Below are 13,361 nucleotides of genomic sequence, written 5' to 3'. Positions count from 1 at the left end.
TATGACTAACCCAATCAAAGTATTAATTGTCGATGATTCTGCGTTAATTCGCAGTTTACTCAAAGAAATCATCGACAACGAATCAGATATGCAGGTCGTTGGCACAGCACCGGATGCGTTTGTCGCCAAGCAAATGATTCTAGAGTTCAAACCTGATGTCATCACATTGGATATTGAAATGCCCAAAGTCGACGGTTTGCGTTTCTTAGAGGTCATGATGAAGGCACGCCCCACACCTACCATAATGATTTCAACGTTAACAGAAGACAAAGCCGAACCTACATTACGCGCTTTGTCTTTAGGTGCACTAGACTTTATACCAAAGCCCAAAGTGGGGGTCGCTCAAGGAATTGAAAAATATCAATCGTTGATACTTGAAAAAATTCGCGTAGCATCACGTTCGAAAGTGCGCGAACAAAAAACAACAATAACGCCTATGTCTACAATAAATTACTCCGGAACAGAAAAAATTATCGCTATTGGCGCTTCCACTGGCGGTACAGAAGCCATCAGAGAAGTATTGGAATTTTTCCCCGCCAATGCCCCAGCAACGGTGATTACCCAGCATATGCCTCCAGGCTTTACTAAAACTTATGCTGACAGGCTGAATTCCCTTTGCCAAATTCGCGTGAAGGAAGCCGCCAATGATGAACGCTTATTGCCTGGTACAGCCTATTTAGCACCGGGAGACAGGCATATAGAGATTGTAAGAAGCGGTGCTGACTACCGTATTAAGCTACTTGATACAGAGCGTGTATCTGGCCACAAACCTTCAGTAGATGTGATGATGTCATCGTTGGCACAAACTGCAGGACGCAATGTTGTCGCCGCAATATTGACGGGGATGGGCAAAGATGGGGCTCAAGGCCTGCGTAAGTTAAAAGACGCAGGGGCTTTCACAATCGGCCAAGATGAAAAAACCTGTGTGGTTTATGGCATGCCTAAAGTTGCCAAAAAGTTAGGTGCTATTTGTGAAGAATTGCCGCTTGAAGCGATTTCACCATCAATTATGGACAGAATCCGCGCGGAAAAAGCTAGCTCTAGGCTATAGCGAAGAACGAAAACATTGCGCCACGCGTCTATGGCTTACCGCCGCTTTTGGTTAGTATTCTCCGAGTTTGCGCATCGCATTTACAGACCCAAATCGCCAAAAAGATCTGGCCGCCTCGTGGCATCAGCCTAACTCAGGCTTCGCCACTTCCCTCTGTGTCTATAGTCGTTCCCTTGGTTCGAGTGGCACGTATTAGTTAGTCATATTCATAGCATCAGACGGATTTCAGGCAAAAGTCAGGTCCATGTCATGTTTCTTGTGCCCAGCCCTTTTAACCTAACTCCAATTCAACTTGTCCGTGTGTTTGTTGGCACATGTGGCTTTATCGCAATGGAGATTATTTTGCTAAGAAGAACACACTTAACACTGAGTATTGGTCTCAGTGTTCTACTTACTTTTAATGCTAACGCCAATACACAAAATACCGCTGAAGCGCCGGCTGCATCAGCAGAAGAAGCGAACATTCGGCATTGGCGAGAGCCTTCTATCGAACGTACGTTTTGGGATATCACCGAGTTGCCCCATGCATTTGTGGATTTTGCTCCTGCTGCATTGCCGGATGGCATCGCTGTGGGGCAGTTAACCCCAAAGCGCCAACAAGCCCTCAAGCAATTGGCAGAAGAAATCGAAAAAAAGCAGCATACGGAAGTCGATAGTTTGTTAATTGCTCACCAAGGAAAATTAGTTTTCGAATCTTATTATTCTCGAGGGCGTATTAATCTTTCTCATCCACAGTCCTCCACAACCAAATCCTATACGGCACTAGCAGTGGGTAGAGCAATACAGCTAGGTTATTTATCCATGGACGATCTGCACAGGCCGGTTATAGAATTGATTTCGGGGTTAGACCATAGCACCTTTGCGCTGGGCATCGAGCGACTCACGCTCCATCAATTACTTTCAATGAGCTCTGGTATAAACATCGCTCCAGAGAAAATGCAGCAGTATCGAGACTCTCCTCAAAACTACGAAGGAAAAAAGCTCATTCAAGCTTACTTTTCAGATACCGATGAGATTGCCATTGCCGATCAATCCTTTAACTATTTAGGGGCTAACCCAGATATCGTGATGCAAGTGCTTGATTCGCAGGTCCCTGGCTCTGCAGAGGCTTTTATTAAACACGAACTATTCGACACGTTGGGCATTGAGAACTTCGATTGGCGCCTGAGAAGTCAGGGCATTCCCTCAGCGGGTTCAGGCTCCAGTATGACCTCGCGCAATATGATGAAAATCGGGAGGTTAGTTGCAGACGGTGGTATTTGGCAAGGCGAACAATTCATCCCCAAGGCATTTGTCGCGAATGCGATCACTCGCCACAGCCCTATCACTGACGAACAAGCATCTGGATTTTACAGCGGCGATAAGCTATCCAACTCTGACTATGGCTATTTTTGGTGGCAAGTCGACATGGCCGTAGGTCAACAAACCTTTACCTCGCATTCTGCCCAAGGTGGTGGCGGTGTCACTATTTTGTTAGTTGAAGAATTGGAACTGATCATTGTGGTGACCGCCCATTCAGAACAAGCTTTTCTGCAACTCATTGCGGAGCGTATTTTACCGCTCTTTGTGGAGTAAAAAGCACCGAATGTCGCTAGCGTTCTGTTCAATTTGAACTGTGATGGCGTCTCAGCGTTAGACGCTGAGAAAATCCATGTCTGGTTCGCCGCCATCAATTTGTTCACAGTCGATAGACCGAAAGTGCCACACGCCGTTTTCATCCAAGCGGCGCTCTATATAATTTTCGTACCTCAAGTAGTTGAGGTGCGATAAACACTCCGCAACAGCGAAGAATATATTTCGTCCTGACAGTTCCCGCTTAAACAAAACAGGTAAACAGCTCACCACCGTTTGCTCTTCTCGGCATGCCTCCACCAACGCATCTAGGTGTTGTTGATGATGCTGACGCAGTGCAGCCAATCTATTGTGTAATTCGTAAAACGGCTGGTTGTGCGCCGGTAGCACAAGTGTTGAGGCGGGTAGTTGCATCAACATAGACAAACTTTTCAAGTAATCGTCCAAGCTATTGACGTCGGGTTCTGTGCTGTAAGCACCAATATTTGGAGAAATCGCGGGTAACACTTGGTCACCGGCAATCAAGATTTGTCTTTCTTGGCAGTACAGACAAGCGTGCTCTGGGGAATGACCTGAGCCAATTAGCACTTCCCAATGCTCTCCATTTATTGGTAAGACTAGGCCATGTGATAGTCTGCGATAACTCAATGGAATTGGGCTCACGACGGCGCTTAAGCCCTTGTTGCCAGATACCGCTCGCTCTACTTGCTCTTTTGCCATACCCATTGCAGTAAAATAAGCGCGATCGGTCCAATTGTCGGCACCATTCGCTCCACCAAAAAGTGCCCGGCTTGCGAAATACTCGGTTCGCGTCATATAAAAAGGCACACGGAATTTTTCCGTAATCCATCCAGCAAGACCAATATGGTCTGGATGCATATGCGTCACAATGACCGCCTTCACGGGCTTATCTAATTGAGAAAAAATGGCTTCCCAATGAGTGCGAGTGGTATCCGTTCCTAGGCCGGTATCAATAACGTATATGCCATCAGTATCTTCGATGAGATACAAATTGATGTGATCGAGATCGAAAGGCAATGGCATGCGAAGCCAGAAAATACCATCCGCCACTTTCGTCAATGAACCAGCTTCCGGTAAAGGCAAATCAGCGTAATTTTTCATAGTCATTCCCATGGCACAGAAACCTTTATCCTAGGCCAGTGCGGTTACAACGCAAGCTTAGCTGTTGAATAGGTAACTATTGATACAAGTGATATAATCGAGGTTTAGCAGTAGTGTAGGCTTGTCAGTATTCATGCAAGGGCGCGGTTTTATTCTTTCCAAACGAGTGGTGACTCGCCAGCGCAAAAGTATCGTCGAAACTTGGGTGGCAACGGATTCAGGCCCAATGTGCTTGCATTCTCCATATCAGCAACCTGTTTGTTTTATTCTGGCCCAAGATGCACAGAATGTTAGCGATATCGTTAAATTAGAAAACTTGTCTGTCGAAATCGTCGATTCTCACCTCAAAACCTTGCAACAAAACCCAGTCAAAGTACTCAAAAGTCGAGACGACTCCACGCATTACCAATTGAGACGAGCACTGCAAAAACGAAAAATTGACCCGCTAGAGGCGGATATCAAGCTCAGCGACCGATTCTTGATGGAGCGTTTTATCTACGGCTCCGTGCAATTTGTAGGAAAGCGACAAGAGCAAAACGGTGTCATTGTCGAAACCCAATTTCGGCCCACAGACTACAAACCGCCACTGAGTTATGCGGCAATTGACATTGAGTGTGACGAACATGAGAACCTCTACTCTATCGCCATTGCTTCTGACACACTAAACAAAGTCATATTAATCAATACCGATGCAGCATTGAGTGCCTCTGGGTACGACTTACAAATAGTCGAGTCGGAACGTCAATTACTGCTGTCATTTGTCGATACGATTTCACAGTTGGACCCAGATATTTTATTGGGCTGGAATGTCAAACAGTTTGACTTTGCCGTGCTCGACCGACGTGCGAAACGCCTCGGTATCAGCCTAAAACTCGGCAGAGGTAATAACGAGCTCACGACCAGAGAATGGGAACAAGGGCAAGTCATCGCAGATATCCCAGGACGCTGTATCATTGACGGTATCGATGCGTTGAAAACCATGACTTACAGCTTTGAGCGTTTCTCTCTCGATTTTGTCGCGAACTCACTATTGGGCAAAGGAAAGCTCATTGACGATACCGAGGACAAGTTAGCGACAATCAAAAACATGTACCGCAGCTCGCCGCTCGAATTAGCAAGATACAATTTAGAGGATTGTGTCTTGGTGAATGAGATTGCGCAGAAGACACAATTCATCGATTTTCTTATGCTTCGCGCCAAACTCACAGGGTTAGATATGAGCCGACCCGGTGGCAGCGTAGCGGCCTTTTTAAATGTATATTTACCTAAACTACACCGCGCAGGCTATGTCTCAAACAATCGCCCTGAGCACGGGGGGTTAGCGAGCCCAGGTGGCTATGTAATGAATTCGAAGCCAGGGCTGTACGAACATGTTTTGGTCCTTGACTTTAAAAGCCTGTACCCGTCCATCATACGCACATTCAAGATCGATCCTCTGGGATTGGCTCAGGGCATCTTGTCCCCTGATACCGCGATCCCAGGATTCAAAGGGGCGTTGTTTTCAAGGAATGAGCACTTTCTTCCAGACATTATTACGTCGTTGTGGCAACAAAGAGACGAAGCTAAAAAACAAAATGACGGCCCTCGATCTCAAGCGATCAAAATTTTGATGAACTCTTTTTATGGCGTATTGGGCTCTGGTGGTTGTCCACTCTACAATCCACAACTTGCGAGCTCTATCACGATGAGAGGTCATGAGATCATGCAGCAAACTGCAAAATGGATTACAGAGCAAGGATATGACGTTATCTACGGCGATACGGATTCAACCTTCGTACACATTGCCAACGTGCAAAGCGGAGAACAAGCTAAAGCGATTGGCGTGCAGCTGCAAGATATGGTCAATCAGCGGTGGCGTGAAAAGCTGCGTGACGATTTCAATTTAGATTGCTACTTAGAATTGGAATTTGAAACTCACTACGAACGCTTTTTCATGCCGACGATCAGAGGCACTGAATTGGGTAGTAAGAAACGTTATGCCGGTTTGATAAAACAAGGCGACACGGAGAGCATAGTGTTCAAGGGGTTGGAAAACGTTCGGTCAGATTGGACGCCTTTGGCAAAACGCTTTCAAGAAACCCTTTACCAACTGATATTTGCCAATCAAGACGTAAACCGTTTTATCACGCAAACCATTCATCAGCTTCGCAACGGGCTGTTGGACCAAGAACTGGTGTATAGCAGACGCTTGAGAAAGCCACTTAGTCACTATACGAAAACGGTGCCTCCTCATGTCAAAGCGGCAAGGCTGGCGGACGAAGAAAATGATAAACGGGGCAAACCACTCAAATATCAAAACAAAGGGACGATACGATACATAATGACAACACAAGGCCCGCAACCGATTGAATACCAACAGAGTCCAATCGATTACGAGCACTATATCGAAAAGCAAGTTCAACCTATTGCCGATAGCATACTGCCGCAAATTGACCTGGCTTTTTCGTCACTCGACGAACAACAGTTATCCCTGTTTCAATGATTTAGTTACGGGCAGTAAACGCGTTTTGCTCGTCGCTGTACGTTACCTTTTGGCCAGGTCTGAGCCTTTCTGCACCGCGAACTACTACTACGCCACGGTGGCTTAAATCGCCGAACACTTCGATTCGAGAGCCTATACCAATGCCGGTTTCTACCATAACTTGGCGCGCTTCCATGTTTTCATCAACTTGATACACATAGACACCCGATTTTCGTAATACTAGCGCATCGCGAGGTACAGTTGTGCCTTGGTGCGCCTCACTATGTGGCAATGCCACGCGAACCGCGCTGCCAATAGCAAAATCACCCGGTGCTAGCGCAATACGCAACTCCATCATTCGCGAATTTTGATTGCCAACAGGTACAATCGTATTGATCGTTTCGCCTTTGCTGTGGAATTTGTCTTTCACAGTCACCGACATACCGTTTTCGATAAACGGAATCACACTCAAAGGGGCTCGAACGCTGGCTTCAATATTGGTCGGGTCAACGACTCTTATCAAATTCTGGCCGATGGATGTGTATTCACCTGGTGACTGAATTCTCTCAACGACAAGTGCGTCAAATGGCGCTACAACTTCACTTTGCTGCAATTGATAAGCCGTCATGTCGTAAGTCAGTTTTGCTTGATTGAGTTCTTGCCGAGCAATTTCGAGTTCAGAGGCAATCTCGTCTAGTTGATCACGTGAGGTATTTTGCTTCGCTGCCATAGTAGAAAAACGTTTAATGCGTTTGTCTAACATGTTCACTCGTGCTTCCCACTTAGCAATATTGGCACGTTCTTGACCCAGCGCGATTTTCAATCTGTGATCATCTAACTTCACCAAGACTTCACCTTTGCGCACCTGAGAGCCGACATCTGCCATCCAAGTAATACGTCCCGCTACTTCTGCAGCGAGCTCAGAATCGGTTTTCGACATCACAGTGCCAGGCACCCAAACCTCTTGCGCTATCATCTCTGATTTGACTTCACCCACTTCAACTAGTGCCGGCGGTGGTGCCTGAGGCGTCTCTTGTGCATTGACCGCAGCGTTCAACGCAAAGAGCGAAATTACAATACATCCAACTTTACTGATTTTCATGACTAGGCCTTACCTGATTACAGGTGCTTGTTAATTTTATTCTGTTTAGAGAGCGACATGCGTTGCGACATTTGTCCGCCTTGTGCAGCCGTTCTGTTCCACGCAAACGACGGCAATTGAATTTGCAACAGTGTAGGTAGCAATATGAGAGTGAACACCGTACTCACCGTCATACCGCCCACGATAACCGCTGCAAGTCCGCGATAAATCACACTGCCAGCGCCTGGGAGCAACAGTAGTGGCAACATGCCGAAAATTGAGGTGAGTGTGCTCATAAAAATAGGACGAAGACGAAGTAATACCGCTTGATATACCGCCTCTTGTCGCGACAATCCCTCGCGTTCTCCATTGCGTGTTTGGTGCACGAGCAAAATGGCATTGTTGACAACGAGCCCGAGCAAAATGATAAAGCCGATCATTGTCAATAAATCCATGGGCTGGAAAGTAAACAGATTCAATATTTGAATCGCTGCCACCCCACCAATAGTCGCCAAAGGAATCGACAATACCACTAAAATACTGTCTTTTAATGAGCGAAACAGTCCAGCCATCAACATCAACAGTAAGCCCATAGCGAGTAAGAAGTTTTTACCCATTGTCGATACTGCGGTTTTTAAGCTATCCGCACTGCCGCCATAATTGATCGCACCATCAATTGGCATGACCGCCATAATTGCTGGCTCAACTTGTTCTTTCACCAATGACATTGCTTCTTCAAGCGTCATACCTTCTGGTGGGTTGAAGTTCAGCGTCAGGGTGCGTCGACGATCAACTCGTTGAATTTGCGACGGGCCAACAGCGCGTTCAACCTGAACCAGTTCACCTAACTGCACTAACTCACCACTCGGCGTCATGATAGGTGTGGCGGATAGCGCCTCTGGATTATCCCAGGCCTCTGCGCGAAAGATGATATTCATGCGTTTGACGCCATCAAAATATTCGCCAACGTACATACCATCACCCAGTGTCCTCACGAGGTTGGCTACTTGAGGTCGGTTATAACCCACTTCCATCATGCGATTATCATTTGGGTAGAACTGTAATTCAGGCTCTGCTTGCTCAAGAGATGGGTTTGCCCTTGCATTGGCACTCGGGAAAACTTCTCGAATTTTATCCAAGCCGACTTGTGCCGCTGCCGTGAGTCCCTCTTGATTGCGGCCTTGCAACATAATATTGATCGAACGACCATTGCCAAATCCACCGAACAGATTGCCTTGCATTGCAAATGTACGTGTGTCAGGTAAGTCTTTAAGGATCTCATCACGTACAATCTGCTCCAACTCTTTCACTTTACTTTGGTCTTTCGCTCTCACACCCAACGTACCGCCATTGGGCCAAGTGATAATGTAATAGTTTTTCAAGGCGGGAGATTTCTCGCCGTCCATGTAAGGTTGAAGACGTTCCACAACGATAGGCATCACCTCCTCTGCGACAAAGTTTTCACTTGCGCCAGCAGGCAAATTGAAGAAAGCATCTACTGCATCACGCTTGACCGGAGGGAGGTAATCCAGCTTTGGCATCAGCAAATAACTACCGACCAAAGGAACAGACATCAATACAGCTATAATGGCAAAACGTCGCTTACCATTTGACGTCATACGTTTAATCGCATCTGCTATTTTTTGCCAGACTGAGGTCATGTCATTGTTCGATTCATCGGTTTGCAACCAACGGCTCGCCACTACTGGCAACACAGTCACGGCAACAACGAGCGATATAGTAACGGCGATGGCAATAGTTAGCGCCAAATCAGCAAACAGCTGCCCTTCAACGTCTTTTAAGAACATCACGGGAATAAAGATAGCCACTGTCGTTGCCGTCGATGCCATCAATGCACCGAACACTTCCTTGGTGGCAAGGTACGCTGACTCTTGTCGATCTTTGGTTAGCTTCCTGTGCCGCACAATGTTTTCTAACACTACGATGGCAGCATCGAGAACCATACCCACCGCAAACGCCAAGCCCGCCAAAGAGATAATATTGAGAGAGCGGCCTGTTAGATACAAAACAACAAACGTGCTCAACAGTGAAATAGGTATCGCCAACGCCACAATCAACGTTGCTCTGAGTTGTCGTAAGAACAACCACAAAATACCTATCGCTAGCACTACGCCAATCAGCAAGTTACCGGTAACTAAATTAACGGCACGGTAAATAAAGACAGACGCATCAAATGACTGCGCCATTGTCAGTTGCTCATCGGCAAGGACTTGTGTATTGAGTTCGTCTACTTTTGCTTTGACCGCTTCGAGAGTGGACAGTACGTTGGCATTGTTTTCGCGATCGACACGAATGGATATAGCAGGGTTGCCGTTTTGCACACTGAAGTTTGCACCATCTGCGCGTTTGATCTGAATTTCTGCAATGTCGCCTAGCTTTATTGGACTACCATCACGCCATTCCAGAATCATATCACCCATTCTTTCAGGTGCGTATTTGCCTTCGAATCGCAAGGTGTAGCGACGACGACCTACGTCAACAAAGCCTCCGGATACGTCGTTAGCACTTCCTAATACATTTGCGATATTAGTTAAGTTAATACCCAACTCTGCAGCTTTGTAAGGGTCGAATACAATTTGAAACTCTTCTGCACCTCCCACACCAGATTCCATGCGCACGCGAGCAACACCCGGAATGGATTCAATTTGCGGACGAATGACGTCCTCGAAATAGGTCACATAGGTGTTAATTTCATTTGGATTGCCTGGTAAACGCTGCAAGAAAAAGTAAGTCAAAGCCGGGGCATCACCACCGCGACCACCGAGCATGATATTCGGAGATAGAGCGTCACGAGGTAGTGGCGGGAGACGGTTCATGCGACTTATCACCTCGATAATCGTCTTTTGCATGTCAGTCTCTAAACCAAACTCTAGGTTGATCCACGCATTCCCTTGGTTGGCCCACGCATTCATACTCTGCAAACCAGGTATTCCCTGCAATACCTCTTCTTGAGGCTCGAGGATTTCCGATTCAATTTCTTGTGGTGAGGCTGCCCGCCAGAATGTTTGTACCGAAATAGAAGGGCGTTCGATGTCAGGGAAAAGCTGTACCGGTAAGCTAATTAAGCTGTACAAGCCAAGAGCCGCGATAATCGCGACAAATATACCAACCCCTGATGCGTTTTTTATTGCGGAACGTGTAATGTCCATGTCCGTTTACCGGTCTAAATTTTAGTGTGATAACTATAGGTCGAGTTGATTACACAAAAAGTTTAAATCCGCCAAACAGGGGTTTATTCAGGTGAACTACAGGACTTTGTGATACTTGTTACAAAATGTTTCAGTCGAGAGATTATTGGTCGTAAATAGCTGCAATTCAACGCAGCAAGGTGATCCATTACGCGGTTAAGCTAAATGCTTTTCGGTTGAAAAAGTGTACGGCGGACTCACTATTGAACTCGATATTTATCTTAGTCAAATGACGCACTGCGTCTTCTATAGTGGGAAAAAAATCGTATTCAATTCCAGTTTGATCATAACCATTAGACAATTGATAACGAATAGTGGATTCAATATCTGAATCCTTAATTACAACGGCTAAGTAGGAAAGGCCGCACTTTTTGCGAATCGCCGTATGTTTAGTAAAGCCCTCAAACACAGAAGGCGGCATTAAGCTCTCTCCGTAAAGGCAGCTGAGCTGCGCCCATTTCCTGCCAGTATCGAGTTGCTTGATTAAACTACCAAGCTCTCTGATACCCCGAGAAAATGTCTGGTCGTTCCATGGTCCTTCGGCAGAAAACATAATAAGTTGATCATCCCTTCCGGTATTAAAATGACCATGTTCTGCAGCGCCTACCATGTATTGTTCCTGAGTTATTGAATAAGGGTTCAATTATATAAACATTGATTAATATTCAAACTATTCTTTAGTCTATTGATTGACCGTTTAGTCAAATAAAGAGTCACGCAATGTTGCACAAAAACCGTGCAAATGTTTGACAACAATTCTACTCTGGCGACACAATGCAAAGGATATGACCACCCCCCTACTGAATTTCACAACAACAAAAAGAGATGGTTATGGAAGACGTAAGCACACACACCGCGCAAGAAGATGAACGTAACAACGACATAAAAATTTATGTTAACGGTGAAATTGTTCACCGCGATAACGCCAAAGTTTCTGTCTACGACAGCGGCTTTATGCTGGGTGACGGCATTTGGGAAGGCCTTCGTCTCTACAAAGGCAAATGGGCATTCCTTGATGAGCACATGGATCGATTATTTGAAGCCTCGAGAGCCGTTGACATTGATTTGGGTATGACAAAACACGAGGTTATCGAGGCATTGGAACAAACTCGACTCGCCAATGATATGCACGACGACGTGCATGCCCGTCTTATGTTTACTCGAGGCGTTAAAACCAAACCGTTTCAACACCCCAGCTTATCGCAAACCGGTCCGACCCTCGTCATCATATGCGAGCACTCGAAAGCATCCATAGCGCGTCCGATAAAGTTGGCCACCGTCCCACATTTACGTGGTTTGCCAATGACTCAAGACCCTAAACTCAACAGTCACAGTAAACTCAATTGCATACTAGCCTGTATTGCGGCAGAAAAATGTGGGGCCGATGAAGCCTTGATGCTAGATATCAATGGCTTTGTTAACACTACCAATGCATGTAATTTTTTCATTGTTAGAAAGGGAGAAGTTTGGACGTCAAGTGGTGACTATTGTATGAACGGCATTACTCGACAAAAAGTCATCGATGTCTGTCGAGCTAACGGCGTTACCGTAAAGGAAAAGAATTACTCACTAGTGGATACCTACGGTGCGGATGAAGCTTTTCTGACGGGGACATTTGGCGCACAAACTCCAGTATCACACATAGACGGACGGCAAATTGGAGAATCATACCCAGGTCCGATTACACAGAAAATTAGGCAGTGGTACTTCGATTTAGTCAAACAAGGTTAGAGGAGACAGATATGCGTATTGCAATGTGGTCTGGCCCCAGAAACTTATCAACGGCGATGATGTATGCCTTTGCTGCACGAAGCGATTGTGCTGTTGTTGATGAACCTTTCTACGCCGCTTATTTAAAAGCATCAGGCTTAGTGCATCCTATGCAAGAAGCGATACTTGCTTCTCAGCCAACCGATGCAAATTTAGTGATTAAACAATGCCTTGATGACATTCCTGAAGGCAAAAATCTGTATTATCAAAAACAGATGACACATCACATGTTAGCCGCCTTCTCCCTCGACTGGCTCGCCGATGTCAATAATGTTTTTCTCATACGTCACCCCGCCCGAGTGGTTGCTAGTTACCAACAAAAAAGAGAAAACCCGACGTTAGAAGATATTGGCTTTGTAAAGCAATTAGAAATCTTCAACTACGTCAGAAATCGTTTAGGCAGAACGCCAGTTGTAGTAGACAGCGATGATATTCTTGAAAACCCGGCACAAGTCTTAAGGGCTTTGTGTGAAGCGATTGATATTGAGTACCAACCTAATATGCTTTCATGGCAGGCTGGAGGTCACCCCGCAGACGGGGTTTGGGCACCCCATTGGTATGAGTCGGTATGGAAAAGTACTGGACTCAATGCCACTGCTAAAAAGCCGCTTCCCCAATTATCGTCAACACTCAGCGAGATCGCTAACGCCGCAATGCCATACTACGAAGAGATGGCAAAGCACAAGGTATGTGCTCCTTAGGTCAAGTTGCAACCATGCCCACTCAATCGAGTGGGCTTTTCACAATGGGAGCCCCGTACCGGCGAGGGACGGTGGCGACGCTCACGGGGTAGCCCCAGTGAGTAAAGATAAAGATGACGCTTTTTACTGCGCCCAAAACAAAAAAAGCCCACTCAACTGAGTGGGCTTTTCGGAATGGGAGCCCCGTACCGGCGAGGGACGGTGGCGACTCTCACACGGTTCGAACCTGTGAATCTAGTTAAATTGTGGGCGTCGTGAATAAGGAATGCCCTATAGCACGTCAAGAATATAAATGGGTCTCGTATTAAGGTCGCACATTTTTCTGCGCTTAAAACAAAAAAGCCCACTCAACTGAGCGGGCTTTTCGGAATGGGAGCCTGGCGGTGTGCTACTC

The 13,361-nt window shown here is 46.2% G+C and carries 9 protein-coding genes; 5 read left to right on the top strand and 4 right to left on the bottom strand.

Annotated elements, in window-relative coordinates; genetic code table 11:
• Position 1 precedes the first annotated feature (1 nt).
• Both AC27G9_RS10015 and AC27G9_RS10010 read left to right on the top strand, forming a co-directional pair.
• Positions 2 to 1,051 (top strand): protein-glutamate methylesterase/protein-glutamine glutaminase, encoded by a 1,050-nt coding sequence (locus AC27G9_RS10015; RefSeq protein WP_487073698.1) that lies wholly within the window; start codon positions 2 to 4, stop codon positions 1,049 to 1,051.
• 342 nt (positions 1,052 to 1,393) lie between these two features.
• Positions 1,394 to 2,626 carry a serine hydrolase domain-containing protein gene (locus tag AC27G9_RS10010; protein WP_487073696.1) on the top strand — a complete coding sequence of 411 codons (1,233 nt, stop codon included), beginning with the start codon at positions 1,394 to 1,396 and terminating at the stop codon, positions 2,624 to 2,626.
• A gap of 57 nt (positions 2,627 to 2,683) precedes the next feature.
• Here the strand turns inward: AC27G9_RS10010 and AC27G9_RS10005 are convergent, their stop codons facing one another.
• The gene (locus tag AC27G9_RS10005) at positions 2,684 to 3,745 is read right to left on the bottom strand and encodes an MBL fold metallo-hydrolase (RefSeq protein WP_487073694.1); all 1,062 of its coding nucleotides are present in this window, start codon (positions 3,743 to 3,745) and stop codon (positions 2,684 to 2,686) included.
• A gap of 133 nt (positions 3,746 to 3,878) precedes the next feature.
• Between AC27G9_RS10005 and AC27G9_RS10000 the strand changes: the two genes are divergently transcribed.
• Positions 3,879 to 6,227 (top strand): DNA polymerase II, encoded by a 2,349-nt coding sequence (locus tag AC27G9_RS10000; protein ID WP_487074669.1) that lies wholly within the window; start codon positions 3,879 to 3,881, stop codon positions 6,225 to 6,227.
• Between the two features lies 1 nt (position 6,228).
• Here AC27G9_RS10000 and AC27G9_RS09995 read toward each other — a convergent pair whose 3' ends face one another.
• From AC27G9_RS09995 to AC27G9_RS09985, 3 genes are all read right to left on the bottom strand, one after another.
• Complete coding sequence (locus AC27G9_RS09995; protein WP_487073692.1) at positions 6,229 to 7,308, bottom strand: efflux RND transporter periplasmic adaptor subunit; 1,080 nt, start codon at positions 7,306 to 7,308, stop codon at positions 6,229 to 6,231.
• A 17-nt stretch (positions 7,309 to 7,325) separates the two neighbouring features.
• A complete protein-coding gene (locus AC27G9_RS09990) occupies positions 7,326 to 10,457 on the bottom strand; it encodes an efflux RND transporter permease subunit (protein WP_487073690.1) in 3,132 nt (1,043 codons plus the stop codon).
• A 187-nt stretch (positions 10,458 to 10,644) separates the two neighbouring features.
• Complete coding sequence (locus AC27G9_RS09985; RefSeq protein ID WP_487073688.1) at positions 10,645 to 11,106, bottom strand: hypothetical protein; 462 nt, start codon at positions 11,104 to 11,106, stop codon at positions 10,645 to 10,647.
• Positions 11,107 to 11,327: 221 nt separating this feature from the next.
• Here AC27G9_RS09985 and AC27G9_RS09980 point away from each other — a divergent pair, with 221 nt between their 5' ends.
• On the top strand, positions 11,328 to 12,227 hold the full coding sequence (locus AC27G9_RS09980; RefSeq protein WP_487073686.1) for an aminotransferase class IV: 900 nt from the start codon (positions 11,328 to 11,330) through the stop codon (positions 12,225 to 12,227).
• A gap of 11 nt (positions 12,228 to 12,238) precedes the next feature.
• Entirely contained in the window at positions 12,239 to 12,967 is a 729-nt protein-coding gene (locus AC27G9_RS09975; RefSeq protein ID WP_487073684.1) for a sulfotransferase-like domain-containing protein, read from the top strand.
• The last annotated feature ends 394 nt before the right edge of the window (positions 12,968 to 13,361 follow it).

This window comes from Alteromonas sp. 5NS40-0096 (assembly GCF_057544385.1).
The sequence above is the reverse complement of the archived record's forward strand: the minus strand, read 5'-3'. Positions and strand labels throughout refer to the sequence as shown.